At 65.0% G+C, this 26,193-nt stretch carries 22 protein-coding genes and 1 pseudogene; 10 read left to right on the top strand and 13 right to left on the bottom strand.

Annotated elements, in window-relative coordinates:
* Nucleotides 1-2 precede the first annotated feature (2 nt).
* From bioA to NHH73_01110, 5 genes are read right to left on the bottom strand one after another with little or no spacing between them, the layout of a single operon-like run.
* On the bottom strand, nucleotides 3-1,331 hold the full coding sequence (gene bioA, locus NHH73_01130) for an adenosylmethionine--8-amino-7-oxononanoate transaminase (protein USX26933.1): 1,329 nt from the start codon (nucleotides 1,329-1,331) through the stop codon (nucleotides 3-5).
* 16 nt (nucleotides 1,332-1,347) lie between these two features.
* Nucleotides 1,348-2,136 (bottom strand): enoyl-CoA hydratase/isomerase family protein, encoded by a 789-nt coding sequence (locus tag NHH73_01125; GenBank protein ID USX26932.1) that lies wholly within the window; start codon nucleotides 2,134-2,136, stop codon nucleotides 1,348-1,350.
* 2 nt (nucleotides 2,137-2,138) lie between these two features.
* A complete protein-coding gene (locus NHH73_01120; GenBank protein ID USX26931.1) occupies nucleotides 2,139-3,035 on the bottom strand; it encodes a prolyl oligopeptidase family serine peptidase in 897 nt (298 codons plus the stop codon).
* Between the two features lie 51 nt (nucleotides 3,036-3,086).
* Nucleotides 3,087-4,709 (bottom strand): methylcrotonoyl-CoA carboxylase, encoded by a 1,623-nt coding sequence (locus NHH73_01115; GenBank protein ID USX26930.1) that lies wholly within the window; start codon nucleotides 4,707-4,709, stop codon nucleotides 3,087-3,089.
* 42 nt (nucleotides 4,710-4,751) lie between these two features.
* Nucleotides 4,752-5,210, bottom strand: coding sequence for a YchJ family metal-binding protein (locus NHH73_01110; protein ID USX26929.1), 459 nt, complete (start codon nucleotides 5,208-5,210; stop codon nucleotides 4,752-4,754).
* A 163-nt stretch (nucleotides 5,211-5,373) separates the two neighbouring features.
* On the opposite strand from NHH73_01110, the gene NHH73_01105 reads away from it, so the two are divergent.
* Nucleotides 5,374-6,114, top strand: a complete 741-nt coding sequence (locus NHH73_01105; protein USX26928.1) for a GntR family transcriptional regulator — start codon at nucleotides 5,374-5,376, stop codon at nucleotides 6,112-6,114.
* A 28-nt stretch (nucleotides 6,115-6,142) separates the two neighbouring features.
* Nucleotides 6,143-7,036 carry an AraC family transcriptional regulator gene (locus tag NHH73_01100; protein ID USX26927.1) on the top strand — a complete coding sequence of 298 codons (894 nt, stop codon included), beginning with the start codon at nucleotides 6,143-6,145 and terminating at the stop codon, nucleotides 7,034-7,036.
* A 10-nt stretch (nucleotides 7,037-7,046) separates the two neighbouring features.
* Here the strand turns inward: NHH73_01100 and NHH73_01095 are convergent, their stop codons facing one another.
* On the bottom strand, nucleotides 7,047-7,286 hold the full coding sequence (locus tag NHH73_01095; protein ID USX26926.1) for a hypothetical protein: 240 nt from the start codon (nucleotides 7,284-7,286) through the stop codon (nucleotides 7,047-7,049).
* 89 nt (nucleotides 7,287-7,375) lie between these two features.
* Here NHH73_01095 and NHH73_01090 point away from each other — a divergent pair, with 89 nt between their 5' ends.
* The 5 genes and pseudogenes from NHH73_01090 (at nucleotide 7,376) to NHH73_01070 (ending at nucleotide 12,900) form a co-directional block, all read left to right on the top strand.
* Nucleotides 7,376-8,638 (top strand): MFS transporter, encoded by a 1,263-nt coding sequence (locus NHH73_01090; protein USX26925.1) that lies wholly within the window; start codon nucleotides 7,376-7,378, stop codon nucleotides 8,636-8,638.
* A 42-nt stretch (nucleotides 8,639-8,680) separates the two neighbouring features.
* Nucleotides 8,681-10,369 (top strand): family 10 glycosylhydrolase, encoded by a 1,689-nt coding sequence (locus tag NHH73_01085; GenBank protein USX26924.1) that lies wholly within the window; start codon nucleotides 8,681-8,683, stop codon nucleotides 10,367-10,369.
* Between the two features lie 2 nt (nucleotides 10,370-10,371).
* Nucleotides 10,372-11,271: an ATPase gene (locus NHH73_01080; protein USX26923.1), complete on the top strand. Its 900-nt coding sequence runs from the start codon at nucleotides 10,372-10,374 to the stop codon at nucleotides 11,269-11,271.
* 19 nt (nucleotides 11,272-11,290) lie between these two features.
* Nucleotides 11,291-12,082 (top strand): annotated as a pseudogene (locus NHH73_01075) (N-acetylmuramoyl-L-alanine amidase).
* A gap of 206 nt (nucleotides 12,083-12,288) precedes the next feature.
* Nucleotides 12,289-12,900 carry a M15 family metallopeptidase gene (locus NHH73_01070; GenBank protein USX26922.1) on the top strand — a complete coding sequence of 204 codons (612 nt, stop codon included), beginning with the start codon at nucleotides 12,289-12,291 and terminating at the stop codon, nucleotides 12,898-12,900.
* A 317-nt stretch (nucleotides 12,901-13,217) separates the two neighbouring features.
* Here NHH73_01070 and NHH73_01065 read toward each other — a convergent pair whose 3' ends face one another.
* The gene (locus tag NHH73_01065) at nucleotides 13,218-14,195 is read right to left on the bottom strand and encodes an aldo/keto reductase (protein USX26921.1); all 978 of its coding nucleotides are present in this window, start codon (nucleotides 14,193-14,195) and stop codon (nucleotides 13,218-13,220) included.
* A gap of 113 nt (nucleotides 14,196-14,308) precedes the next feature.
* Here NHH73_01065 and NHH73_01060 point away from each other — a divergent pair, with 113 nt between their 5' ends.
* Nucleotides 14,309-15,220, top strand: coding sequence for a LysR family transcriptional regulator (locus NHH73_01060; protein ID USX26920.1), 912 nt, complete (start codon nucleotides 14,309-14,311; stop codon nucleotides 15,218-15,220).
* On the opposite strand, the gene NHH73_01055 is transcribed toward NHH73_01060, so the two are convergent.
* Both NHH73_01055 and NHH73_01050 read right to left on the bottom strand, forming a co-directional pair.
* Nucleotides 15,187-16,812, bottom strand: coding sequence for a D-alanyl-D-alanine carboxypeptidase/D-alanyl-D-alanine-endopeptidase (locus tag NHH73_01055; GenBank protein USX26919.1), 1,626 nt, complete (start codon nucleotides 16,810-16,812; stop codon nucleotides 15,187-15,189). The two genes, NHH73_01060 and NHH73_01055, sit on opposite strands and share 34 nt — an antisense overlap.
* 11 nt (nucleotides 16,813-16,823) lie before the next feature.
* Nucleotides 16,824-18,062 carry a hypothetical protein gene (locus NHH73_01050; protein ID USX26918.1) on the bottom strand — a complete coding sequence of 413 codons (1,239 nt, stop codon included), beginning with the start codon at nucleotides 18,060-18,062 and terminating at the stop codon, nucleotides 16,824-16,826.
* A 107-nt stretch (nucleotides 18,063-18,169) separates the two neighbouring features.
* Between NHH73_01050 and NHH73_01045 the strand changes: the two genes are divergently transcribed.
* Nucleotides 18,170-19,885, top strand: a complete 1,716-nt coding sequence (locus NHH73_01045; GenBank protein USX26917.1) for an ABC transporter substrate-binding protein — start codon at nucleotides 18,170-18,172, stop codon at nucleotides 19,883-19,885.
* 21 nt (nucleotides 19,886-19,906) lie between these two features.
* Nucleotides 19,907-20,824, top strand: a complete 918-nt coding sequence (locus tag NHH73_01040) for a YihY/virulence factor BrkB family protein (GenBank protein ID USX26916.1) — start codon at nucleotides 19,907-19,909, stop codon at nucleotides 20,822-20,824.
* Between the two features lie 413 nt (nucleotides 20,825-21,237).
* Here NHH73_01040 and NHH73_01035 read toward each other — a convergent pair whose 3' ends face one another.
* The 4 genes from NHH73_01035 to aceK form a co-directional block, all read right to left on the bottom strand.
* Nucleotides 21,238-22,365: an acyl-CoA dehydrogenase family protein gene (locus NHH73_01035; protein ID USX26915.1), complete on the bottom strand. Its 1,128-nt coding sequence runs from the start codon at nucleotides 22,363-22,365 to the stop codon at nucleotides 21,238-21,240.
* Between the two features lie 110 nt (nucleotides 22,366-22,475).
* Nucleotides 22,476-23,144, bottom strand: coding sequence for an SDR family oxidoreductase (locus NHH73_01030; protein USX26914.1), 669 nt, complete (start codon nucleotides 23,142-23,144; stop codon nucleotides 22,476-22,478).
* Nucleotides 23,145-23,147: 3 nt separating this feature from the next.
* Nucleotides 23,148-24,353, bottom strand: a complete 1,206-nt coding sequence (locus NHH73_01025; protein USX26913.1) for an acetyl-CoA C-acyltransferase — start codon at nucleotides 24,351-24,353, stop codon at nucleotides 23,148-23,150.
* Nucleotides 24,346-26,181 (bottom strand): bifunctional isocitrate dehydrogenase kinase/phosphatase, encoded by a 1,836-nt coding sequence (aceK, locus tag NHH73_01020; protein ID USX26912.1) that lies wholly within the window; start codon nucleotides 26,179-26,181, stop codon nucleotides 24,346-24,348. Before aceK ends, NHH73_01025 begins: the two co-directional genes overlap by 8 nt.
* Nucleotides 26,182-26,193 lie beyond the last annotated feature (12 nt).

The raw sequence follows: 26,193 nt of genomic DNA, 5'->3' as shown, positions 1-26,193 counted from the left end.
CGTCAGCCCGCCATCGTTTTGTCGAACACGGCCAGCGTGTTGGCGGCCAGGCCGTCGATTTCGTCGTCGTTCAGGATATACGGCGGCATCATGTAGACGGTGGCGCCGATGGGGCGCATCAGCAGTTCATGCTCGACCGCCGTGGCGAAGAAGCGGCGCGAGAAGTCCGGCGTGGCGCCGATGGCGTCGAAGGCCCAGATCATGCCGCGCTGGCGGAAGTTGCGCACCTGGCGGTGCTGCGCCAGCGGTTGCAGCGCGGCCGTCAGGCGCGCCGCCTTGACCTTGTTCGCGTCGAGGACATTATCTTCCTCGAAGATTTGCAAGGTCGCCAGCGCGGCGCGGCAGGCCAGCGGGTTGCCGGTGTACGAGTGCGAGTGCAGGAAGCCGCGCGTGACGTCGCTGCTGTAGAAGGACTGGTAGATGTCGTCGCGCGTCATCACCAGCGACAGCGGCAGGTAGCCGCCGCTGATGCCCTTGGACAGGCACAGGAAGTCCGGCCAGACGGCGGCCTGCTCGCAGGCGAAGAAGGTGCCGGTGCGGCCGCAGCCGACGGCGATTTCGTCGAGGATCAGGTGCACCTGGTGGCGGTCGCACAGTTCACGCACCAGTTTGAGGTACAGTGGGTCGTGCATCGCCATGCCGGTGGCGCATTGCACCAGCGGTTCGATGATGATGGCGGCGATCTTGTCGGCTTTTTCGACGAACAGGCGTTCGACGTCGGCGGCGGCGCGGCGCGCCATGTCCTCTGCCGTCTCGCCTTCGGCGGCGTTGCGTGCATCCGGCGACATCACCGTCTGCGAGGCGCGCAGCAGCGGGCCGTAGGCGTCCTTGAACAGGGCGACGTCGGTGACGGCCAGCGCGCCAATGGTCTCGCCGTGGTAGCTGCCTTTGAGGCAGACGAATTCCTGCTTGCCGGCCTTGCCGTTGTTGCGCCACGAGTGGAAGCTCATTTTGAGCGCGATTTCCACCGCCGAGGCGCCGTCGCTGGCGTAGAAGCTATGGCCCAGCACATGGCCGGTCAGCGCCGACAGTTTTTCCGACAGTTCGATCACCGGTTCGTGCGTGAAGCCGGCCAGCATGGCGTGTTCCAGCGTGTCCAGCTGGTCCTTCAGCGCGGCGTTGATGCGCGGGTTGGCGTGGCCGAACAGGTTGACCCACCAGGAGCTGATCGCGTCCAGGTAGCGACGGCCTTCATGGTCGTACAGCCACGCGCCCTTGCCCCGGCTGACCGGGATCAAAGGTACTGTCTCATGGTGCTGCATCTGCGTGCATGGGTGCCATACGCTGCGCAGGCTGCGTGCCACCCATTCGCTTTGTGTTTTGTCTTGCAAGGAAACTCCGATGTCTTTAATGCGTCAGCCAGTTCGGCTTGCGCTTTTCGAGGAACGAGGCCACGCCTTCGCGGCCCTGCTCCGATGCGCGGATATGCGCGATGCGCTCGGCGGTATCGGCCAGCAGCGCATCGTTCACTGGTTGCCCGACGACGTCGCGCACCAGCGCCTTGGCTTGCCGCACCGCGTTGGGGCTGTTGTTGACCAGCGCCTTGACGATTTCCGCCACCATGGCGTCGAGGGCGTCGGCGGCCACCACCTCGTGGGCGAAGCCGATGCGCAGCGCTTCGCCGGCGGAGAAGCGCTCCGCCGTCAGGAAGTAGCGGCGCGACGCGTTTTCGCCCATGGCCTTGATCACGTAGGGCGAAATGGTCGCGGGGATCAGGCCCAGTTTCACTTCGCTCAGGCAGAAGTTGGCCTCGTCGACCGCGACGATGATATCGCAGGCGGCCACCAGGCCCATGCCGCCGGCGTAGCAATCGCCCTGCACCTTGGCCACCACGGGCTTGGGACACAGGTAGATCGTGCGCAGCATCTCCGCCAGTTGCAGGGCGTCGGCATGGTTTTCGGCGTGCGTGTAGCCCGCCATTTCTTTCATCCAGTTCAAATCGGCGCCGGCGCAGAAGGCCGGGCCGTTCGCGGCCAGCACGATGGCGCGCAGCTCGTCGTCGGCACCGAGCTCGCGGAAGGCGCGGGTGATTTCGGCGATGGTCTCTTCGTTGAAGGCGTTGCGCGTGTCCGGCCGGTTCAGCGTGACGGTGGCGATTTTGCCGTCGCGGGTAACGTTGAGTGTGGTGAAAGCCATGCCTACTCCTTGATTGCGTACTTGATTTCGGTCGGCATGCCGACCGATTTGAGAAAGCGTTCGGTCTCCGGCAGCCAGATTGGCACGCCGTCCGCGCTCAACACCATCGTGTGCGCGTCCTTCTTGAAAGGGCCGAAGGCGACCAGTTGCGCCTTGCCGCCGGCGCCTGTGTAGGCCGCGTACAGGTCCTCGGCCAGCTTCGGTCCGAAGTGGGCGTCGTTGGCGCCGTAGAACCACAGGGTCGGCACCTTGCTGCGCGCGCCGTAGGCCTTGAAGGCGTCGACCAGCGCGCCCTGCCAGTCGCACTTGGAGCGGCTGTTGACGCCACCGGCGAAGTTGATCACGCCGCGCACACCGCTGATATTGTGGCTGCCGGCGGCGATGGCCGTCAGGCCGCCGTGCGACTGGCCGGCCAGCAGCACGTGGGTTTGATCGGCCCACGGCTGCTTCATCGCGTATTGCATCGCGAAGAACAGCGAATTGGCCTGGTCGTCGCCGTTTTTCTCGGCGCGGCAGTGGGAGTTGACGTAGATGCCGCCCGAGCCGGCGAAACCGAGCCGCATCGGGATGACGACCGCGTAGCCGCGCCGTACGAACTGCTTCGACAGCACGACGTAGCGGGCACGCTCCTGCTGGTGGGCGTCTGCGCCGCCCGATTTACCGTGGTTCATGAACAGCACCGGGAACGGGCCGTTGCCCGGTGGTTTGAAGATCGTCGTTTGCAAGGTGATCGGATCGCCGCCGATGGTGGCGGGGACGTCGACCACTTGTTCGCCCATGCGTTTCTCGACCAGCGGCAGCGACTGCCCGGGCGCCGTCAGCGGCTGCAGCATCTTCACCTGCGTCCCCTCCTGCGCGCCGGCGCAGGCGCACGCCAGCACGCAAAGAAGCGCGCACAAAGGCGCGGCCAAACGGTGACGGGGGTGAAGGCGATGGCGCATGGTCGTCTTTTACATCCTGAAGACACCGAATTTGGTGTCGGGGATTTCGGCATTGAGCGCGGCCGACAGGCCCAGGCCCAGCACCATGCGGGTGTCGGCCGGGTCGATGACGCCGTCGTCCCACAGGCGCGCGGTGGCGTAATACGGGTGGCCCTGGTGCTCGTACTGGTCCTTGATCGGCTGCTTGAAGGCCGCTTCCTCCTCCGCCGTCCACGAACCGCCCTTGCCCTCGATGCCGTCGCGCTTGACGGTGGCCAGCACCGACGCGGCCTGGTCGCCGCCCATGACGGAGATGCGGGCGTTGGGCCACATCCACATGAAACGCGGCGAAAAAGCGCGGCCGCACATGCCGTAGTTGCCTGCGCCGAAGCTGCCGCCGATGATGACGGTGAACTTCGGCACGGCGGCGGTGGCGACGGCGGTGACCATCTTGGCGCCGTTGCGGGCGATGCCTTCGTTTTCGTATTTGCGGCCGACCATGAAGCCGGTGATATTTTGCAGGAACACCAGCGGGATCTTGCGCTGCGCGCACAGCTCGATGAAGTGTGCGCCCTTCAATGCCGATTCCGAGAACAGGATGCCGTTGTTGGCGATGATGCCCACCTTCATGCCGAAGATGTGGGCGAAGCCGCAGATCAGCGTGGTGCCGTAGCGCGCCTTGAATTCATCGAACTCGCTGCCGTCGACGATGCGGGCGATGACCTCGCGCACGTCGAACGGCTTGCGGGTGTCGACCGGGATCACGCCGTACAATTCTTCGGTGGCGTATTTCGGTTCTTCCGCTTCGCGCAGCGCGCCCTGTTGCGGCTTGCTGCGGTTCAGGTTCGAGACGATGGTGCGCGCCAGCGACAGCGCGTGCAGGTCGTTCTGCGCCAGGTGGTCGGCCACGCCGGACAGGCGGGTGTGGACGTCGCCGCCGCCCAGGTCCTCGGCCGTCACCACCTCGCCGGTGGCCGCCTTCACCAGCGGCGGACCGCCGAGGAAAATCGTGCCCTGGTCCTTGACGATGATCGATTCGTCGCTCATGGCCGGCACGTAGGCGCCGCCGGCCGTGCAAGACCCCATGACGACGGCGATCTGCGGAATGCCCTTGGCCGACAGGTTGGCCTGGTTGTAGAAGATGCGGCCGAAGTGGTCGCGGTCGGGGAAGACGTCGTCCTGGTTGGGCAGGTTGGCGCCGCCCGAGTCGACCAGGTAGATGCAAGGCAGGTTGTTCTGGTCGGCGATTTCTTGCGCGCGCAGGTGCTTCTTGACCGTCATCGGGTAGTAGGTGCCGCCCTTGACGGTGGCGTCGTTGCAGACAATGACGCACTCCTGGCCCGCGACGCGGCCGATGCCGGTGATGATGCCGGCCGCCGGCGCGGCGTCGGCGCCGTTGGCGTCCTGGTACATGCCGTAGGCGGCCATCTGCGACAGTTCGAGGAACGGCGTGCCGGGATCGAGCAGCATTTGCACGCGGTCGCGCGGCAGCAGTTTGCCGCGCGCGACGTGCTTGGCCGACGCCGCCTCGCCGCCGCCGGCCGCGATTTTCGCGACCTTGGCGCGCAGGTCGTCGACGACGGCCCGCATGGCGGCGGCGTTGGCCTTGAAGTCCTCGCTGCGGGGATTGAGCTTGCTTTCGATCTGCGGCATTGTTTTTCCTTTGTGCGCGTGGTCTCGCACGCGTCGTGATGATTATTCGGGAAAACTACCGTCAACGTAATACCAGCGCGGGCCGCCCTCGGTCGGCTCGCGCACGAAGTTGCTGATCTCGTGGAGGCGCTGCGCCTTGCCGTTGACCTTGAAACGGGCGACGAATTCGACCGTGTCGCGCTCCGGATCAGTTGTCTTCGCAGTTGCCACCAATGCAACTACTGCTTTACGTTGACGTAAACGTAAAGCAGATTTTACCTCAAGTCCCAACCATTGCAATTTTTCTTCGTCGCTCAGGATCGGCTCGCTCGGGCGGGTGCTGGCGTGCCAGGTGGCCAGCAAATAGGGCTCGTCGCGCAGGCCATAGGCGGTGTAACGCGAGCGCATCAGCGTTTCGGCGGTGGGCGGGATGGCGGCGCCCGCGATATAGGGGCCGCAGCAGGCCGCGAGGGACGGGCCGCCGCATGGGCAGCCGGCGGGCGCGGCGGACTTCTTGGACATGGGTGGCAGGACGGGCTGGTGTGACAAGCCAGCATTATCCGCCAAATGGGCCGCTTGCGCACCGCCCCGCGTTTCGCCGGGCGCACTAAATAATGTGTTTTACGGCCTTGCGGGCGCACGGGCTTGCGTATCGCTATTACACTAGGGGGGTTAGGAGAAACAAATGAGCCAGAGTGGTTTTGAATTCAAGGCGGACGCCAACGACAGTTCGCCCCTGTACATGCAGATTGCCCGGAAATTGAGCGACGATGTGCATAACGGCCGCTATCAGGTCGATCAGGCGCTGCCGTCCGAGCGGGCGCTGTCTGAGTTGCTCAACGTTTCGCGGGTGACCGCGCGCAAGGCCATCGACCAGCTGGTCGACCAGGGCCTGGTGGTGCGCCGGCGCGGTTCGGGCAACTATATCGCGCCGCGCATCGAGCAGCCGTTGTCGAACCTGACCAGTTTTTCGGAGCAGTTGCAGCAGCGCGGCCACGTGCCGGGCTCGCGCTGGCTCAAGCGGGCGATCGTCACGCCCACGCCCGAGGAGCAGCTGAGCCTGGGCCTGTCGCCGTATTCGAAGGTGGCGCGGCTCGAGCGCCTGCGGCTGGCCGACGACGTGGTCATGGCCTACGAGGTCAGCGTGTTGCCGCAGACGGTGCTCAACGACCCGGACGCGGTCGGCGCCTCCCTGTACCAGTATCTCGACAGCATCGGCCAGTCGCCGGTGCGGGCGCTGCAGCACATCCGCGCGATGAACGCGTCGGCCGACCTGGCGCGCCAGCTGGGCGTGCCGGAGGGGCAGGCGGTGCTGTACATTACGCGTATTGCCTATTTGGAATCCGGCGAGGCGATGGAGTTGACGCATTCATATTGTCATAGTGACCATTACGACTTCGTCGCCGAGATGCGGCGCGCGACCTGACCCCGACGCCGGCACTGTCGTCACGATCATGCCCGACAAACTGACCTCATTGATGCTGCGCCACGCGCCAGCGGACGGCATGCACGATTGCGCCCTGCCCGGCGTGACCTTGATCCGCTCGTCCACGCCGACCACGCCGATGCCGGCGGTCTACGAACCGTCCATTTGCGTGATGGCGCAGGGCAGCAAGCAGGTGCTGGCCGGCGAGCAGATATTGAACTACGACAGTACCCGTTATCTGATCGCGGCGGTGGACGTGCCGGCCGTCGGCGCGGTGACCGAGGCCACGGTGGCGCGGCCCTATTTGTGCGTGTATTACCGCTTCAACCGGCCGGAGTTGACCAGGCTGGCGTTGAAAGTCGACGCCGCCGTGCGGCAGGATGGGACATCCGGTCCCGTGCGCGGGCTGGCGGTTCACGACACGACGCCGCAACTGGTGGACGCGTTCACCAGGCTGGTGGAGTTGCTCGACACGCCGGCCGACATTGCGACCCTGGCGCCGTTGATCGAGCAGGAAATCATCTATCGGCTGGCCACCGGGCCGGCGCGGGCTGTCATGCATCATATCGCCAGCGGCGACCGCAGCCTGAACCAGGTGTCGCGGGCGATCGGCTGGATCAGGGACCATTATCGCGAGCCGATCACCATCGATGTGCTGGCCGAGCAGGCCGGCATGAGTCCGTCGTCGCTGCATGCGCATTTCAAGTCGATTACCCACTTGAGTCCGATCCAGTATCGGGCCCGCTTGCGGCTGCAGGAGGCGCGGCGGCTGATGGTGGCCGAGGGCATGGACGCGGCGCAGGCGGCCTTCAAGGTCGGCTACGACAGCGCCTCCCAGTTCAGCCGCGAGTATGGGCGCCTGTATGGCGAGGCGCCCGCCACCGATGCCAGCCGCCTGCGGGGGCGGGCGGCAATACTGTAACGCGGCCGGGTCAGGCTTTGTATTGGGTAGTGATCAAATAAACCTGGAAGGCGAACGAGGCCGCCGCCGCCAGCAGCGCCCGGGCGGCCCACAGCTTGCGCCCGGCGCTCAGGCTTGGATGCTTGTTCAGTGTGCCGCGGTAGGCGCGGTAGCCCAGGTACATGTTCAGCGGCCCGAAGATGTAGACCGTAATCATCAAAAACATCAGCGGGTAGGACAGCAGGATCAGCAAAAAAGTCAGCAGGTACATGATTTGGCGGCGCTCGGTTGCGTATTGTTCGTTGTGTGCGTATGGTAACTGCCGTGAGCATAACAGCAGCGGCCGCCGCGAAAGGAAGTATGAAGCAACAACGCAACCCGTGGAGCTGGGTGCCCAGCATTTCCTTTAGCCAGGCCGTGCCCTATGTCGCGGTGATGATGCTGTCGACGGTGATGTATAAAAACCTGGGCATCTCCAACACCGATCTGGCGTTTTATACGGCCTGGCTGTACCTGCCGTGGGTCATCAAACCGCTGTGGTCGCCGCTGGTCGAGCTGGTGGGCACCAAGCGGCGCTGGATCGTGCTGCTGCAACTGTTGACGGGCGCCTGTCTGGCATCCGTGGCGCTGACCCTGCACCTGCCGCAATTCTTCGCCATGAGCCTGGCCGTGCTGTGGCTGATGGCGTTCAGCTCGGCCACCCACGATATCGCCTCCGACGGCTATTACATGCTGGGCCTGCCGACCCAGGGCCAGCAGGCGGCCTTCGTCGGCGTGCGCAGCGCCTTTTACAAGCTGGCGATGATCGCCGGCCAGGGCGGCATCGTCTACATGGCCGGCGAGTTGATCAAGTCCAGCGGCGATCCGGCCTGGGCCTGGTCGGTGGTGTTCGGCGTGATGTCGGCGCTGTTCCTGCTGCTGTGCGCCTATCACCATTTCGTGCTGCCGCGCCCGGATTCGGACCGCAGCCACGCCGGCGGCGGCGCGCTGTGGACCGATTTCATCAATACCTTCCGCAGCTTTTTCCAGAAGCCCGGCATAGTCGCCATCCTCGGTTTCCTGCTGCTGTACCGGCTGGGTGAGGCGCAACTGCTCAAAATGGCGGCGCCGTTCCTGCTCGATCCGCGCGACCAGGGCGGCCTGGGCTTGACGACGTCGGAGTTCGGCCTGGTCTACGGCACCATCGGCGTGTGCGCGCTGGTGCTGGGCGGCCTGGCCGGCGGCGTGGTCATTTCGCGCTTCGGCCTCAAGCGCGCGCTGTGGCCGATGGTGTTCATCATGCACGTGCCGGACCTGGTGTTCGTCTACCTGGCGACCGCCTTGCCGACCGATACCGTGTTCATTTCTGCCTGCCTGGCCGTCGAGCAGTTTGGCTACGGCTTCGGCTTCGCCGCCTTCATGCTGTACATGATCCTGGTGGCCGACGGCGCGCACAAGACCGCCCATTACGCCATCTGCACCGGCTTCATGGCACTGGGCATGATGCTGCCGGGAATGGTCAGCGGCTGGATCCAGGACCATTTGGGCTATCAAAAGTTTTTCATCTGGGCATGTATTTCGACCTTGCCGGCGTTTTTCATGACCGCCAGGGTGCGTATCCCGATTGAATTCGGTAAGAAATAGACGTCCCCGGCTTTACAATAGAAGGCTCAACTGTATCGGGGAATGGTTTTGGTTTTTAATGCAAAGAAACGGCTGACCTTGACCGCCGGCGTGGCCGGCGTCATGGCGGCGCTGCTGGATGGTTGTTCAAGTACGCCGTCGGCGCCCGCCGCCGATGGCGCCACCCCGCCGCCGCCCTCGCCCCCGCCCGGCACGCCGCGCCCGCCGGGTGCCATCGCGCCGCCACCGCTGCCGTTCGATCCGAACATGCCGCCGCCGGCGCCGCGCGAGTTCCGCGCCGCCTGGGTGTCCACGGTTGCCAATATCGACTGGCCCAGCCGCAGCAACCTGAGTTCCGAGAAGCAGCAGGCCGAAGCCGTCGCCATCCTGGAGCGCTGCAAGGCGCTGAACCTGAACGCCATCGTGCTGCAGGTGCGTCCAAGCGCCGACGCCATCTATCCGTCCGAGCTCGAGCCGTGGTCGGAGTTCCTGACCGGCCAGCAGGGCCGCGCGCCCAAGGGCGGCTACGATCCGCTGCAATTCTGGATCGAGCAGGCGCACGTGCGCGGGCTCGAGCTGCATGCGTGGTTCAACCCCTACCGTGCCCGCCACGCGACGGCCAAGTCGGCGCTGGCGCGCAACCACATCGCCAACACCAACCCGGAAGCGGTCAAGACCTACGGCCGCTACCTGTGGATGGACCCGGGCGAGTCGGCCGCCTCGCAGCGCACGCTCGACGTCATCCTCGACGTGGTGCGGCGCTACGACATCGACGGCGTGCACATCGACGATTATTTCTATCCGTATCCGATCGACACGCCCAACGCCGCCGGCCCGGAGGGCGTGGCGCTGGACGGCGGCGCGGGTGGTGGCGGCGGCAGGCAGGAACTGGAATTTCCGGACCAGCCGTCGTGGCAGCGCTATCTGCTCGGCGGCGGTACCTTGGACCGGCCGCACTGGCGGCGCCAGAACGTCAATGCGTTGATCCAGGCGCTGTATATCGGCATCCACAAGGAAAAAAGCTGGGTGCGCTTCGGCATCAGCCCCTTCGGCATCGGCCGGCCGGACCGGCGCCCGGCCGGCATCGTCGGCCTGAGCCAGTACGACAAGCTGTACGCGGACGCCGAACTATGGCTCAACAACGGCTGGCTCGACTATCTGGCGCCGCAGCTGTACTGGCCGGTGGCGCAGGCGCCGCAGGCGTTCGACGTGCTGCTCGATTACTGGCTGGCGCAGAACACGCGCGCGCGCCACGTCTGGCCCGGGCTCTACACCAGCCGCATCGACAACACGGCCAAGACGTTCGCGCCGGAGGAGATCGTCAAGCAGATCGGCGTTACGCGCAGCCGCGCCGGCGCCCGTGGCCATCTGCACTTCTCCGTCGCCGCGCTGATGCAGAACCGCAAGGGCATCACCGACCAGCTCAAGGCGCGCACCTACCAGGCGCCGGCGCTGTCGCCGGCCACGCCGTGGCTGGGGTCCGAAGCGCCGGTCGCGCCGAGCGCGACCGCCAAGCGCGAATCGCAGGGCGTTGGCCTGCGGCTGGCGGCCGGCGGCGGCAAGCCGGTGACGCATTACGCGATCTGGAGCCGCTACGGCGCCGAGTGGCGCTTCGCCGTGGCGCCCGCGTCGCGCGCGGTGCTGCTGTTGGCGGACGACGCGGCCGGGCAGGCGGCCGAGACGGTGGTGGTCAGCGCCGTCGACCGGCTGGGCAATGAAAGCCCGCGCATCAGCGTCTACAAACGGAGCTGACGGTGAACGGCCTGGGCCTTGGCATCGACGCGGGCGGCACGCAAACCCGCTGGGCGCTGGCCGATGCGGCCGGCGTCGTCGTCGCCGAGGGTGCGGTCGACGGCATGTCGGCCACGCAGATGGGCAATGACGGCGGCCGCGACGCCGTGCGCGCCGTCTTCGCCAACTTGGCGGCGCAGGTGCTGGCCGCCGGCCGGCCTGTGGCCGTGTGCGCAGGCCTGACCGGTTTCGACGGCGCCGCCGGCTTGCCGGCGCAATGGCTGGCCGAATTGCTGAACGTCGCGCCGGCCGCCGTGACCGTGCGCAGCGATATCGAAATCGCCTATTTGGACGGCTTCGCGCCCGGCGAGGGCTATCTGGTGTACGCCGGCACCGGCTCGATCGCCGCCTGGATCGCGCCGGACGGCCAGTTCCACCGCGCCGGCGGACGCGGCGTGACCCTGGACGACGGCGGCGGCGGCTTCTGGATCGCGCGCGAGGCGATGCGCCACATCTGGCGCCTGGAGGACGAGGAGCCCGGCGCGTGGCAACGTTCGGCCATGGCGCGCGCTGTGTTCGACCACGTCGGCGGCAGCGACTGGGCCTTGTCTCGTCAGTTTATCTACGGGCAGGAGCGGGGCGCGATCGGGCGGCTGGCGCTGGCCGTCGCCGCCAGTGCCGACGCCGATCCGTTCGCGCGCGGCATCCTCGAACAGGCCGGCCGCGAACTGGCGCGCATCGCGCTGGCGCTGGTGCGCCGCTACGGGCCGCGTCCAATTGCATTGGCCGGACGCGCCGCCACCTTGCATCCGCTGATTGCGCAAACGATGCGCGCGGCGTTGCCCGAAGCGTTGTTGCTGACGCAGCGCGCAACAAAAGCGCACCACGCGGCGGCCCGTATTGCTCTAAACTCACTGAATTGAACCGCTGCCGAGATTGCCCATGAAGATTGTTCCGTTGACCGTTTTGTCCACCATGATGGCGCTGCTGGCCGGTTGCGCCACCGTGCCGCCGTCCGAGCCGCGCATCGACCGCAGCCTGAGCTCGCGCGGGCAGAGCGACAGGGTCAAGTACATCATCATTCACTACACGGTGTCGGACCTGCCGCGCTCGATCAAGATACTGACGCAGCAGGATGTCAGCGCGCATTATCTGCTGACCGACACCGAGCAGCCGTTCTTCTACGCGCTGGTCGACGAGTCGCGGCAATCGAACCACGCCGGCATCAGCAGCTGGAAGATCTACAACCAGCTCAATTCGGCGTCGATCGGCATCGAGATCGTCAATCGCGGCTTCACCGAATCGCCGCAGGGACGGGTGTGGTATCCGTTCCCGCAGGCGCAGATCGACCAGTTGATATTGCTGCTCAAGGATATCGTCAAGCGCCATGGCATCAAGCCGGAGAATATTCTCGGCCACAACGATATCGCGCCGCAGCGCAAGCAGGACCCGGGGCCGTTGTTCCCGTGGAAGCAACTTGCGGACGCAGGACTGATCACGTGGCCGGAGCCGAGCCGCGTGGCCGCGCGCCTGCCGGGGTATCAGCAGCAGTTGCCGGATGTGCTGTGGTTCCAGCTGAAGCTGGCGCAGCATGGCTACGCGGTGCCGCAAACCGGGCAATTCGATCAGGCGACGCGCAATGTGTTGACGGTGTTCCAGTCGAAGTATCGGCAGTCGTTGTTTGACGGCGTGCCGGATGCGGAGACGGCGGCGATTCTGGATGTGTTGACCAGTCCGCTGCCCGCGGTGCCGGCGCAGGGTGCTGGCGTCGCGCCGGCGGTTGTGACGCCAGCACCGGTGACGCCAGCACCGATCACGCCGTTGCCCGCAACGCCTGCGCCGGTCGCGCCCGCGCCAACGCCGGTGACTCCGGCCGTGCCTCCGCAGCCGGTGCCTCCCACCGAGCCGGTCGAGTCGCAATAAGCCACCGGGTGCCTGCAATGACGTCTCCCATCCACTGCGAAACGATTGCCGGCCACCCAGATTTCCGTCGTCTCGACACCATCCAGGGCATTGCCGTCGATCTGCGCTACGCCACGCCGGACAACTTTGTCGGCAGGGATCTCTATTCGCCGTTGGATTGCAGCTTCCTGCATAAAGATGCGGCGGCCGCGCTCGAGCGGGCGGTGGCATGGCTGGCGGCGCGCCGTCCGGATTACAAGTTTTTAGTGTTGGACGCCCTGCGCCCGCAACGGGTGCAGGAGCAACTCTGGCAAGCACTGCAGGGCACCGATCTGCTTGGCTACATCGCCGACCCGGCGCGCGGCTCGATCCACTCGTTCGGCATGGCGCTCGATGTCACCTTGGTGGACGCGCAAGGCCGCGAGCTGGACATGGGGACCGGCTTCGACGACTTGAGTGAGCGCTCGCATCCGGCCAAGGAGGCACTGTTGCTGGCGCGGGGCGAGCTGAGCGTGCACCACATCGAAAACCGCCGCTGGCTGCGGGGCGCGATGTTCCAGGCCGGCTTTGTCGGCATCAACAGCGAATGGTGGCATTTCGACTGTGGAGATCGGCTGTTGGTTCGGCGCGATTACGCCCGCGTACTGTAGACCCCCCCTGAGGCCCCGCCGCCCGGCAGCGAGGGAGGGGAGCTCTTTTTTCAGCTTTTACTAAAACCTGCTATTTCTTACTACACTGAGCTATTCCCCACTATTTCGTGCTATTTGCCGCTACGCCGAACACTAAAAAGCGCTAATTCGTACTATTTCTCAGGTGTCGCGATAATTTAGTAAGTTTTAGTGTGTTGCATAGGAATTTTAGTAAGAGACAGAGCGGAGTAGTAAAGGTTAGTTGCGAATAGCAGGGATTAGTAAATCCGGCTTTTTCAGGCTACTGCCCCCGGAGTCGTTCGGGATCAGTCTCACCGTTACCGGTCCACCATCGCCATGCGCTCCTGACTGTAGCGCGGCCCCGCGACCTGCTTCAACGCGTTGTCGAGTACGCCCATCTCGCGGGCATCGAGCGTGATCCCGGCGGCGGCCACGTTCTGTTCCAGGTAGGTGCGGCGGCGTGTGCCGGGAATCGTCACGATGTCGTCGCCCTTGTGCATCGCCCACGCCAGCGCGATCTGGCCCGGCGTGACCTGCCGCGCGTCGGCCAGCTCGCGCACGATGGCCGCCGCCTGCATGTTGCGGTCGAAATTCTCGCCTTGCAGACGCGGGTCCAGATGGCGGAAGTCGCTCGGCGGATATTCCTCCGCGCGCTTGGCGCTGCCGGCCAGGAAGCCGCGTCCCAGCGGACTGAACGCGACCAGCCCGATGCCCAGCTCGCGCAGCGCCGGAATCACGTCCGCCTCCAGGTTGCGCTCCCACAGCGAATACTCGCTTTGCACCGCGCTGATCGGGTGCACCGCGTGCGCGCGGCGGATGTTGGCCACCCCCGCCTCGGACAGCCCCAGATAGCGCACCTTGCCCTCCTTCACCAGATCGGCCATCACGCCCACCACATCCTCAATCGGCACCAGCGGATCGATGCGGTGCTGGTACAGCAAATCGATGTAGTCGGTGTTCAACCGGCGCAGCGAGCCTTCGACCTTGGCGCGGATGCCCGCCGGGTCGCTGGTGACGCCGACAGTCTTGCCGTCGCGGATGTCGAAGCCGAACTTGGTGGCGAGGATGACCTCGTCGCGACGCCCGGCGAAGGCACGGCCCAGCAACGCCTCGTTGTCGTAGGGACCGTATTGCTCGGCCGTGTCGAAGAAATTGACGCCGAGATCGATCGCGCGGTGCAGGGTGGCAACCGCTTCATTCTGGTCAGCAGGGCCGTAGGTGTTGCTCATGCCCATGCAGCCGAGGCCCTGCGCCGAGACCGTCAAACCTTGGCTACCTAAATTGCGTTGTTTCATGTTGACCTCCTGTCGGTTGGATGGGATTCAGTATGCCACCATCTAAAAAATCCACAATCCGATTAAAATGCAAAGCATTATTGATGCAGGTGCAACGGTGAGGCGGCTCAATTATGGAAATGCTGAAGGAAATGGCGATCTTCGCGCAGGTGGTCGACAGCGGAGGATTCTCGGCCGCCGCGCGCCACCTGGGCCTGACGACGTCGGCCGTCAGCCGCCACGTGTCGCGGCTGGAAACTTATATTGGCGGGCGGCTGTTGCAGCGGACCACGCGTTCGGTGTCGCCGACGGAACTCGGCGAACAGGTGCACGCAGCCTGTGTCCGCATGGTCAACACGGCGCGCGAGATCCACGCGCTGGCCGGCAGCTACAGCGCCCGGCCGAACGGCGTGGTGCGCATCAGCGCGCCGGTGGTGCTGGGTCAGCTGTGGCTGGCGCCCTTGCTGCCGGCGTTTTTGGACCGCTATCCGGAGGTCGATGTCCGCCTGTCGCTGGTGGACCGCAATGTCGATCTGATCGAGGAGGGCATCGACCTGGCGATCCGCATCTCGGCCGACCTGGCGCCGGGGCTGGCCGCGCGGCCGCTGGGGCCGATGCGCTATCTGCTGGTGGCGTCGCCGCAATACCTGGCCGCGCACGGGACCCCGGCGACGCCGCAGGAGTTGCCCGGTCATCGGTGCAATTATCTGGGCTATGCGCGTTTCGGCGCCGCCTGGACCATGCGTCGCGAGGGGACGGGCGGTCCGGACATCGCCAGCATCCGCGTGCCGTCCCGCTTGACGATCAATAACAGCGCGGCGCTGATGGCCGTGGTGGAGGCCGGCGGGGGTATCGGCCTGGTGCCCGACTTCACCGCGCGGGCGGCGCTGGCGCAGGGGCGGGCGATAAGGATATTGGCGGACTGGACGTTCGACCAGCCGTATGCGGGCACCGTGCACGCGGTCTACATGCCCGGCCCGCACCTGGCGCTGAAGGTGCGGGCCATGATCGATTACCTGGTGGCCGAAGGCGCGCTCGGCGCATAGGGGACCGCGGCGGCCGGCACGCCGGAGCGCGCCACCCAGTCGATCAGCGCGTCGAGCACCGCGCGGCCGGCGCCGTTGGCGACGTGCTCGTCGTTGAGCATGGCGACCACGATGACGGGCTGGTTGTTGGCGTCCTGCACGTAGCCGGCGATGGCGATCACGCCCTTGAGGCTGCCGGTCTTGATGCGCGCGCGCATCGCCGCCGGACTGTCCTTGAGGCGTCGGCGCATGGTGCCGTCGGTGGCCGCGATCGGCAGGCTGGAGAGGAACTCGGGCATCCACAGGCTTTTCAGGCCCGCCTGCAGCACACCGGCCACCTGCGCCGGCGTGGCGCGCGCGGTGCGCGACAGGCCCGAGCCATTGTCGATCACCAGGCCGTTGCCGTCGATGGCGTGTTGTTGCAGCCAGGTGCGGATCGCCGCCTCCGCGCGCGCGGCCGTGGTGGGCTGGGCGGCATCCGGCGGCAGCGGGCGGCTGCCGAGGACCGGATCGGCCTCCAGGCTGCCCAGGCTCAGGAAGATGGTGCGCGCCAAGGTGTTGTCGGAGTTTTTGTTGGTGTCGCGCAGCACTTCCGGCAACGGCCGCGAGACGTGTTCGGCCAGCAGGCGCAGCACCGGCGTGGTGGCCGGCGCGGCCACGGCCGCTGGCGGGGTGGTCGGCACGTTCGTGGCGGCGCTGGCGTCGGTGTCGGCATTGGAGGCGGTGGCGGCCGGTTCCGGCGAAGGCAACGGCGTCGGCGCGCTCCCCTCGCGCACCTCGCCCTTCAGGCTGCCGCCCAGTTTTTGCCAGGTGAGGCGCACCAGCCGCGCCAGATAATCGTGCGGGTCGAGCACGTTGATGCTGATCGATTTGACGCAATCGCGGGGGAAGCTGCCGTGCAACACCACTTCGATCTTGTCGCCGCTGCGCTTGAAGTCGGGATTGCGCCAGCCGTTTTCCCACGCCGGACAGGGCGCGTCGCTGGCCGCCATTTCCGAGCGCACGCTGACCTGGTCCAGGTCCGGCATCATCGCCAGCGACAGCTTGCCGCCGACCGAGCGCATCTCCACCTTCAGCAGGTTGGTGTTGACCAGCAGCGCGTCCGGCACGACGTTGTAGTACGCCCAGGGATATTCGTCGAACTGCGGCTGGCCGAGGTCGGGCCGCGACGGCTGGAACAGCTGCCGGTCCAGCACGATGTCGCCCTTGATGTTTTTGATGCCTTGGTTGCGCAGCGCGCGCAGCATGTGGCCGAGGACGTCCTCGTTGAAGTCGGCGTCGGCGCCGCCGCGCAGGATCAGGTCGCCCTGCAGCATGCCGTTGACGACCGCTGCGCTGGTGAGCAACTCGGTGCGGCCGCGGAACACGGGCCCCAGTTGCTCGAGCGCGGTCAAGGTGGTGAACAGCTTCATCGTCGACGCCGGCTGCATGCTTTGTTGGGCGTTGTGCGAGATCAGCGTGGTGTCGCCGCGCATGACCAGGATACCGGCGGCCTCGGGCGGGATTTGCGCCGATTGCATCAGGCGCGCGACCGGCTCCGGCAGGTCGGCGGCGTGGACGGCGCCGGCTGCGATGAACGCCCCCACGCTGGCGAGGATAAGACGACGAAACATGGTTAATCCGTTCAATGGAAGAAGACGTAGGCGACGGCGATGGCGGTGACGACGCCGGCGAAGTCGGCGATGAGGCCGCACGAGATCGCGTAGCGCGTCTTGCGGATGCCGACCGAGCCGAAGTACAGCGCGACGATGTAGAAGGTGGTGTCGGCCGAGCCCTGGAACACGCAGGCGAGGCGGCCGACGAAGGAGTCGACGCCATAGGTTTGCATGGCGTCGATCATCATCGCCTTCGAGCCGCTGCCGCTGAGCGGCTTCATCAGCGCGGTCGGCAGCGCCGGCACGAAATCGGTGTTGAAGCCGAGCGCGCCGAACAGCCAGCTGAAGCCCTCGACGATAAAGCCGAACAGGCCGGCGTTGCGGATCACGCTGATGGCCACCAGCATGCCGACCAGATACGGGATGACCGTCAGCGAGGTCTGGATGCCGCCCTTGGCGCCCTCGATGAAGGCTTCGTAGACGTTGACCTTCTTCCACAGCGCCCCGATGATGAAGCCGCCGATGACGCCGATGAGGACCAGGTTGCTGAAGACCTTGGAGAACAGTTCGATCTCCGGGCGCGTGAGCACCTGGGTGAAATACCAGATCAGCGCGGCGATGGCGGCGGTGCTGCACCCGAGCCAGCTCAGGACCACGCGGTCGAACAGGTTGATGCGCTGGCGGATCGCCACGGCGATCAGGCCGGTGACGGTGGCCACATAGGTGGCGATCATGCACGGAATGAAAATGTCGGACGGGTCGGCCGCGCCCAGGATCGAGCGCTGCGCCATGATCGCCACCGGGATCAGGGTCAGGCCGGAGGTGTGCAGCACCAGGAACAGGATCTGGGCGTCGGTCGGCTCGTCCTTGCTGGGGTTGAGCGTTTGCAGGCTTTCCATCGCCTTCAGGCCGAACGGCGTGGCCGCGTTGTCCAGGCCCAGCAGATTGGCCGAGAAGTTCATCAGCATGTGGCCGGTGGCCGGATGGTCCTTCGGCACGCCCGGAAAGATGCGCGAGAAGAACGGCGCGATGACGCGCGCGAGCAGGTTGACGGCGCCGGCCTTCTCGCCGATGTTCATGATGCCCAGCCACAGGGTCATGACGCCGGCCAGCGGCAGCGCGATGTCCATCACGCCGCTCTTGGCCGACTCGAACGTGCCGTCGATGATGCGCTTGAAAATTTCCGTGTCGCCCATGAACAGGAACTGCGCCAGCGCGGCGGCGAACCCGACGAGGAAGAAGCCAGACCAGATGTAATTGAGCGACATATGTGCGGATTTTCTTGAAACTGTGGGCGACAGGCAAAGTATAGCGGGTCGGCACGCGGAAAAAGTTATAAGCTGCCGCTTTACGTATGCGATGTGAAATGGATGCCATGCTGAAAAGTTATGCAGCGGCCGTGCTGGCGCTGGTGGTCGGACTTGCCGCGCCGGCGGCGCCCGCGGCCGCCCCCAAAGTCCTGCGCGCCTTCCTCAGCACCGGCGAAACCGGCCTCGATCCGGCGGTCGCCTCCGACATCGCCAGCCTCAGCCTCTTGGAAAACCTGTTCGACCCGCTGTTGCGCTACGATTATCTAGCCCGTCCCGTCAAACTGCAGCCGAACACGCTGACCGCCATGCCGACGGTCGGGGACAACGGCCTGACCTACACCTTCCACCTGCGGCAGGACGTGTATTTCACCGCCGATCCGGCGTTCAAGGGCGCGCGCCGGCAGGTGACCGCGCAGGATTACGTCTACAGCCTCAAGCGCTTGTACGATCCGGCGCTCAAATCGCCGTGGAGCTTCCTGCTGGAAGGAAAAATCGTCGGCGACGCGGCGCTCAAAACCCGCTTCGGCTACGACGGCGACATCGCCGGCCTGCAGGCGGTGGACAAGTTCACCTTGCGCATCCGGCTCAACACCGCCGATCCCAACTTCCTGTTTTACCTGGCCATTCCCGCCACGGGCGTGGTGGCGCGCGAGGTGGTCGAGGCGTACGGCGTTCAGGTCGGCAACCATCCGGTCGGCACCGGCCCGTTCAAGATCGGCACCTGGAAGCGCAGCGACCAGATCTCGCTGCTGGCCAACCGCGACTTCCGGCCGGTGTATTTCCAAACTCGGCGCTTGCCGCTGGTCGACCGGGTCGACATCAAGATCATGGAGGAATACCAGTCGCGCGTGCTGGGCTTTTTGAACGGCGAATTCGATTTCCTCGAGCAACTGCCCGAATCGATGAAGGAAATGGTGCTGACCGACGACGCCACACCGACCCTGAAGCCGGAACTGGCGCGCAAGGGGCTGGTGCTGTCGCCCTTCCCCGTGCTGCAAACCTATTACATGTGGATGAACATGGAAGACCCGTTGATCGGCGGCTACGGCAAGGACAAGCTGGCGCTGCGCCGCGCCATCGCGCTCAGCTACAACAGCGCCGAGGACATCGCCCAGATGAAAAAGGGGCTGGCGCTGCGCGCCGAGTCGCCGCTGCCACCGAACGTGCTCGGTTACGACCCCGCCTACCGCAGCCCGGTCGGCTACGATCCGGCGCTGGCCAACGCGCTGCTGGACCGCTACGGCTATAAAAAAGGCGCGGGCGGCTTCCGCACCCTGCCCGACGGCAAGCCGCTGACCCTGGTCATGCACACCGAGCCGTCGATGGTGGGCCGCCTGCGCGACGAACTGTGGCGCAAGAATTTGAACGCGATCGGCCTTAACGTCACCTTCAAGAGCGACAAGAAGACCGAGATCATCAAAGCCTCGCGCCTGGGCAACGTGATGATGTTCGAAACCAACTGGGTGGCCGACTTCCCCGACGGCGACAATTTCTATCAACTGTTGTACGGCCCGAACAAGGCGGGACCGAATTACGCCCGCTTCAACCTGCCGGCCTACAATCAGCGCTACGAGCAAACCCGCACGATGGGGGAGTCGCCGGCGCGCACCAGGTTGTATGATGAAATGGCGCAGATCATTCACGCGTACACGCCATGGGTGCTGCTGACGCATCCGATCGCCGCCGATTTGCAGCAGCCATGGCTCAAACATTACACGCGCCACCCGGTGGAATTCACCAACTGGCGCTATCTGGACGTCGACGCACAGACCCCGCGCTGAGCTGCCGCGTAGAATGGACAAATGAAATTTCTCAATCGCCGGGGCCTGGCCTACGTGCTGACCCACCCCATGGACTTCCTGGTGCAATGCCTCAAGGGCTTTCGCGCCAACCAAGGCCTGCTGCTGGCGGGCGCGGTGGCCTATTACTCCTTGCTATCGATCGTCCCGCTGCTGATGCTGGTGGTGGTGGCGTTGTCGCACGTCATCGACCAGGATGTGCTGCTGGAAACGGTGGGGCGCTATCTGAACTATTTGGTGCCCGGACAAACGAAACCGTTCGTCACCGAGGTCGGGCATTTCCTCGAACACCGCGACGTGGTCGGCGGCGTGCTGCTCGTCAGCATGATCTTTTTCAGCTCGCTCGCCTTCACGGTGCTGGAGAATGCCATGTCGGTCATCTTCAAGCACCGGGTCGAGATCAAGCGCCGGCGGTTTTTGATCTCGGCCATCATGCCGTACTGCTTCATCCTGTCGCTGGGCGTGGGCATGCTGCTGGTGACCCTGGTGGCCGGCAGCCTGCAAGTGATGGGCGAGGAAAGCGTGCACCTGTTCGGCTATGACTGGTCGCTCGAGGGCGTGTCCGGCGCGCTGCTGTATATGCTCGGCCTGGGCGGCGAGGTGCTGGTGCTGACGGCCATCTATCTGGTCATGCCGGTGGGCCGCTTGTCCCTGTCGCACGCCCTGATCGGCGGCGTGACGGCCGCGCTGCTGTGGGAACTGGCGCGCCACATCCTGGTGTGGTATTTCTCGACCCTGTCGCAGGTGAACGTGGTGTACGGCTCGATGACGACGGCCATCATCGTCATGTTCAGCCTGGAAATCGGCGCCACCTTGCTCCTGTTCGGCGCCCAGGTGATTTCCGAGTTCGAACGGGCCTGCCGCCACAAGCCGCGCCGCAATCCAACGCCGCTGACCACGGAAGCGACAGAGATGAAATAATTTGTGCGTCGCACAAACAACTGTGTTACACTACGTTCGTGGTTGAGGTTCTCTTGGTTTCCAAGCGTTCAGTCCCACGTCCGAGGCAAGTGCCGTAGTCCGATATGTGTAAGAGCGGATCACAGCTGGCGCTACCTGGAGTTGTAGTTTCGAATACATTGGTCGTTTTACACGTTGGAGGCACCATGCAGATAGCATGGGCGTCCGAGAAACGCTGAAGTCACTTTGCAGATAGCACTGGACGACGGCACGATTAAAGCATTGGTAATACATTGGAACGAAGCCCGTTGAGATACGGGCTTTTTTTTCGTCCGCGTTTTCGTAAAAATGCGGGGGTCAAGTCTGTCATTCGGACACGGGCTGTACTACACAATGCTTCAGTTCGTGTCCGAATGTCAGACTTGACCCCGGGGTTAGAGCGCGCGGGCGATGAGGAGCTTTTGGATGTCGCTGGTGCCTTCGTAGATCTGGCACACGCGCACGTCGCGGTAGATGCGCTCGACCGGGAAGTCGGAGACATAGCCGTAGCCGCCGTGCACCTGGATCGCGTCGGAGCAGACTTTTTCCGCCATCTCGGAGGCGAACAGCTTGGCCATCGCCGCCTCCTTTAAACAGGGCAGCCCGGCGTCCTTCATCGAGGCGGCGTGGCGGATCAGCTGGCGCGCCGCTTCGATTTGCGTGGCCATGTCGGCCAGCCGGAATTGCACCGCCTGGTGCTCGAAGATCGGCTTGCCGAAGCTTTCGCGGTCGCGCGCGTACGTCAGCGCCGCTTGGTATGCCGCCCGCGCCATGCCGACCGCTTGCGAGGCGATGCCGATGCGGCCGCCCTCCAGCCCTGACAACGCGATTTTGTAGCCCTGGCCCTCTTCGCCGATCAGGTTCTCGGCCGGGATGCGGCAGTTCTCGAACAGGATCTGCGCCGTGTCCGACGAGTGCTGTCCCATCTTTTGTTCCAGCCCGGCGACGGTGTAGCCCGGCGTCGATGTCGGCACCCAGAACGCGCTGATGCCCTTCTTGCCGGCGGCCTTGTCGGTGACGGCCAGCACGATGGCAACGTCGGCGTACTTGCCGCTGGTGATGAATTGCTTGACGCCGTTGATGACGTAGTCGCCGCCATCACGCGTGGCGGTGGTGCGCAGCGCGGCGGCGTCGCTGCCGGTGTGCGGTTCGGTCAGGCAGAAGGCGCCCAGCATGTCGCCTTGCGCCAGGGGACGCAGCCATTGTTCCTTCTGCCGGTCGTTGGCGTACATCATGGCGATGCTGCACACCGGGCAGTTGTTGACCGAGATGATGGTGGAGGTGCCGCCGTCGCCGGCCGCGATTTCTTCCAGCACCAGCGCCAGCGAGACGTAGTCCATGCCGGCGCCGCCCAGGGCTTCCGGCACCGCGACTCCGAAGGCACCCAGCGCGGCCAGTTCCTTCAATTCCTCTTTCGGGAAGTGGTGTTCCTTGTCCCAGCGGGCGGCCTGTGGCGCCAGTCGTTCCTGCGCGAAGGTGCGCAGGGCGTCGCGGATCATTTCGTGTTCTTCGGTCAGTATCATGTCGTCTCTTGTTTTTAATTTTTAACCCGCACCCCGGATGCTGGGGACGTACCCCGTACGGGGTACGTCCCCGCCTGGCTGTGCGGGTTTCGCCGTTGATGGGTGCGTCGTTACCAGCCGATCTCGGTGCCGTCGTAGTTGCGGTAGACGGCGCGCTCCGACGCCGGCAGCGCTGCCAGCGTCGCACGGATGCCGCCGGCGCTCTCCTCGACCGAGATGTCGGCGCCCTCGCCGCCCATCTCCGTGCGCACCCAGCCGGGATGGAAGGCCACGCAGGTGGCGCCCTGCTTGCCGAACACCAGCGCCGTGTCGATCAGCACCGAGTTCAAGGCGGCCTTGCTGGCGCGGTACAGCGAACCGCTGGGACTGCTGCGTTCGCTCAGCGATCCCATCTTCGACGACAGCACCGCCAGCTTGCCGCGCGCCGCGCCCACCATCGGCGCGATGATCGGCAGCAGGCGCATCGCCGCCAGCACGTTGGTATGCATCACGGTATCGAAGTCGGTCTGCAACGGGAAACCGTCGTGGCGCGGGCCGTACACGCCGGCGTTCAGGATGGCGACGTTGAGCTCCTCGCCGTCGAGCTTCCAGCCGATGCCGGCGCACGCTTCGACGTCGGTGACGTCGAGCTGGTGCGGCTCGGCCCCCAGCGCGCCGAGCGCTTCGCAGTCATCGGCCTTGCGGGCGGTGGCGATCACACGCCAGCCGTCGGCCAGGTATTGTTTGACGAGCTCGTGCCCGATGCCGCGCGAGGCGCCGATGATGAGTGCGGTCGCCATCGCTTATGCCTCCACCAGTTCGATGGCCATGGCGGTGGCCTCGCCGCCGCCGATGCACAGCGCGGCCACGCCCTTCTTGCCGCCGGTGCGCTTGAGCGCGCCGATCAGGGTGACCAGGATGCGCGCGCCCGAGGCGCCGATCGGGTGGCCCAGCGCGCAGGCGCCGCCGTGCACGTTGATCTTGCTGTGCGGGATGTCGAGGTCGCGCATCGCGGCCATCGGCACGGCGGCGAACGCTTCGTTGATCTCGAACAGGTCGACGTCCCGGCTGGCCCAGCCGATTTTCTTGTACAGCTTTTCCACCGCGCCGATCGGGGCCGTGGTGAACAGGTTCGGTTCCTGCGCGAACGTGGCGTGGCCGTGGATTTTGGCGATGACGGTCGCGCCCAGTTGCTTGGCGGTCGACTCGCGCATCATCACCAGCGCGGCGGCGCCGTCGTTGATCGACGACGACGAGGCCGCCGTGATGGTGCCGTCCTTCTTGAACGCGGCGCGCAGGGTCGGGATCTTCTCGACCTTGGCCTTCAGCGGCCCCTCGTCCTTGTCGATGACCGTGTCGCCGGCGCGGCTGGTGACGGTCACGGGAGCGATTTCCCATTTAAACCAGCCTTCGTTGGTGGCGGCCTGCGCGCGCTTGACCGATTCGATGGCGAAGTTGTCCTGCGCCTCGCGGGTGAATTCGTACTTGGCCGAGCACTCCTCGGCGAACGTGCCCATCGACCGGCCTTCGCCGGTTTTCTCGTTGCGCGAATAAGCGTCCTCGAGGCCGTCGTACATCATGTGGTCGAACATCATGCCGTGGCCGATGCGGTAGCCGCCGCGTGCCTTGGGAATCAGGTACGGCGCGTTGGTCATCGATTCCATGCCGCCGGCGATCACCACATCGGCACTGCCGGCGACCAGCTGGTCGTGGGCGAAGATGGCGGCCTGCATCGCGGAACCGCACATTTTGGAGAGGGTGACGGCGCCGGTCGACGCCGGCAGGCCCGCTTTCAACAAGGCCTGGCGCGCGGGCGCCTGGCCCTGGCCGGCCATCAGGCAGTTGCCGAAGTAGACGTGTTCGACCAGCTTGCCGTCGATGCCGGAACGTTCGACGGCGGCGGCGATCGCCACCGCGCCCAGGTCGTGCGCGGCCTTGCCGGAAAAGTCGCCCTGGAAGGCGCCCATCGGGGTGCGGGCTGCGCCAACAATAACAATAGGATCATTCATTTTCTAGCGTCTCCATAAAGGGTGGCGGCACCGGGATCGATACCGCCGGAATGTTGGACTGGTTTTCGTGGAAGAACCGTATGTGCTGCGGATACGGATAAACGTCCTCGACGACGCCGTCGAGGATGCGTTGCTTGCGCGCCTGCCAGTATTCGCGCGTCAGCAGGTCGGCGTGATGCTTCATGAAATACTTGCGGATCTTCGCGTTGCCCAGCAGGAAGCGGCCGAACTGCTCGGGGAAGACGTCGTGCTTGCCGATCGGATACCACGGCTCCGACGCCATCTCGTCCTCCTCGTTGCGCGCTTCCGGGATATCGCGGAAATTGCAGTCGGTGATGTATTCGATTTCGTCGTAATCGTAGAACACGATGCGCTGGTGCCGGGTGACGCCGAAGTTCTTGTACAGCATATCGCCGGGGAAAATATTGGCGGCGACCAGCTCCTTGATGGCATTGCCGTACTCGAGGATGCCGTGTTCGAGCTGGGCGTCGTTGCCGTCCTTGTCCGCGTTGCCGAGCCACATGTTCAGCGGCACCATGCGGCGCTCGATGTACAGGTGCTTGATGATGACCTTTTCGCCCTCCTCCTCATATTGGGACGGCGCGAAATGTTTCAACTCGGCGATCAGTTCCTCGGTGAAGCGGTTGCGCGGGAAGGCGACGTTCGAATACTCCAGGGTGTCGGCCATGCGGCCCACGCGGTCGTGGTGTTTGACCAGCAGGTATTTTTCCTTGATCAGCGCGCGTGTGGTGTCCTTGGGCGGCGGATAGAAATCCTTGATGACCTTGAACACGTAGGGGAATGACGGCAGCGCGAACACCAGCATCACCAGTCCCTTGATGCCGGGTGCGATGGCGAACTGGTCAGACGAATGTTTCAGGTGTTGCAGATAGTCGCGGTAGAACAGCGTCTTGCCCTGCTTTTGCAGGCCGAGGATGGTATAGATCTCGCTGCGCGGCTTGCGCGGCAGCAAGGTGCGCAGGAATTGCACATAGGCCGACGGCACCTCCATGTCCACCAGGAAGTAGGCGCGCGTGAACGAGAACAATATCGTGATCAGTTCCTGATCGAACAGCACGGTGTCGAGTATCAGTTCGCCGTGACGGTTGTGCAGGATCGGCACGACGAACGGATACTCCTTGTTGCCGTTAATGCCCTTGCCGACGATGTAGGCGCCCTTGTTGCGGAAGAACAGGCTCGACAGCACCTGGATCTGGTTGTTCGGCTCGGTCCGCCCCGCGCCGAACAGTTCCTGCAGCCGCGCCTGCACTTGTTCGATGTCGCGCGGGAGGTTTTCGAATGTGGCGTCGAGCTGGAAGTTGGTGACGAGACGCTCCAGCGTGACGCCCAGTCCGTCCGTTCCGGGATAGTAGACGCGGTAGGTGGGCGCCGGCTCCTCGGTCTCGATGTACTCGGTCGAGACCACCGGCCGCACGAAGATGAATTCGTTATGGAAATAGCTGCGGTGCAGGATGTTGCAGCACACCGAGTTGAAGAAGGTTTCCGCCAGCTCCGGCTGCTTGTGGTCGGACAGCATGCCGATGTAGTGCAGCTTGAGTTCGCGCCAGACCTCGTCGGTCAGGTCGGACTGGCTGTATTCGTCTTCCAGCGTCTGCACGCATTCCTGCACGCGGCGGTCGTAGAAATCGATCCGCTCGCGGGCGGCCTGCTGCGCCGCGCCCCAGGCGCCGCGCTCGAAATGCTCTTTGGCCTGGCGGCTGGTCTGGCGGAACAGGCGGTAGTGCTTGTCGAAGCCGTCGCGGATCGTGCGCGCGATGTCGAACGCGATCTGCGAGCGCAGCAGTTTTGGGAATGCAGCCTGGGTCATGGTCGCACTCCC

The sequence above is a fragment of the Oxalobacteraceae bacterium OTU3CINTB1 genome (assembly GCA_024123955.1).
In the GTDB taxonomy this organism is placed as follows: domain Bacteria; phylum Pseudomonadota; class Gammaproteobacteria; order Burkholderiales; family Burkholderiaceae_D; genus Rugamonas.
Note: the sequence above shows the minus strand (reverse complement) of the source record. Positions and strands in the feature narration are given on the sequence as shown.

Excerpts from the sequence above, each read along its gene's own strand:
- NHH73_01125 (USX26932.1), bottom strand. The coding sequence starts at position 2,136 with ATGGCTTTCACCACACTCAACGTTACCCGCGACGGCAAAATCGCCACC.
- NHH73_01115 (USX26930.1), bottom strand. The coding sequence starts at position 4,709 with ATGCCGCAGATCGAAAGCAAGCTCAATCCCCGCAGCGAGGACTTCAAG.
- NHH73_01110 (USX26929.1), bottom strand. The coding sequence starts at position 5,210 with ATGTCCAAGAAGTCCGCCGCGCCCGCCGGCTGCCCATGCGGCGGCCCG.
- NHH73_01105 (USX26928.1), top strand. The coding sequence starts at position 5,374 with ATGAGCCAGAGTGGTTTTGAATTCAAGGCGGACGCCAACGACAGTTCG.
- NHH73_01100 (USX26927.1), top strand. The coding sequence starts at position 6,143 with ATGCCCGACAAACTGACCTCATTGATGCTGCGCCACGCGCCAGCGGAC.
- NHH73_01095 (USX26926.1), bottom strand. The coding sequence starts at position 7,286 with ATGTACCTGCTGACTTTTTTGCTGATCCTGCTGTCCTACCCGCTGATG.
- NHH73_01090 (USX26925.1), top strand. The coding sequence starts at position 7,376 with ATGAAGCAACAACGCAACCCGTGGAGCTGGGTGCCCAGCATTTCCTTT.
- NHH73_01085 (USX26924.1), top strand. The coding sequence starts at position 8,681 with ATGGTTTTGGTTTTTAATGCAAAGAAACGGCTGACCTTGACCGCCGGC.
- NHH73_01070 (USX26922.1), top strand. The coding sequence starts at position 12,289 with ATGACGTCTCCCATCCACTGCGAAACGATTGCCGGCCACCCAGATTTC.
- NHH73_01065 (USX26921.1), bottom strand. The coding sequence starts at position 14,195 with ATGAAACAACGCAATTTAGGTAGCCAAGGTTTGACGGTCTCGGCGCAG.
- NHH73_01060 (USX26920.1), top strand. The coding sequence starts at position 14,309 with ATGGAAATGCTGAAGGAAATGGCGATCTTCGCGCAGGTGGTCGACAGC.
- NHH73_01055 (USX26919.1), bottom strand. The coding sequence starts at position 16,812 with ATGTTTCGTCGTCTTATCCTCGCCAGCGTGGGGGCGTTCATCGCAGCC.
- NHH73_01050 (USX26918.1), bottom strand. The coding sequence starts at position 18,062 with ATGTCGCTCAATTACATCTGGTCTGGCTTCTTCCTCGTCGGGTTCGCC.
- NHH73_01045 (USX26917.1), top strand. The coding sequence starts at position 18,170 with ATGCTGAAAAGTTATGCAGCGGCCGTGCTGGCGCTGGTGGTCGGACTT.
- NHH73_01040 (USX26916.1), top strand. The coding sequence starts at position 19,907 with ATGAAATTTCTCAATCGCCGGGGCCTGGCCTACGTGCTGACCCACCCC.
- NHH73_01035 (USX26915.1), bottom strand. The coding sequence starts at position 22,365 with ATGATACTGACCGAAGAACACGAAATGATCCGCGACGCCCTGCGCACC.
- NHH73_01030 (USX26914.1), bottom strand. The coding sequence starts at position 23,144 with ATGGCGACCGCACTCATCATCGGCGCCTCGCGCGGCATCGGGCACGAG.
- NHH73_01025 (USX26913.1), bottom strand. The coding sequence starts at position 24,353 with ATGAATGATCCTATTGTTATTGTTGGCGCAGCCCGCACCCCGATGGGC.
- aceK (USX26912.1), bottom strand. The coding sequence starts at position 26,181 with ATGACCCAGGCTGCATTCCCAAAACTGCTGCGCTCGCAGATCGCGTTC.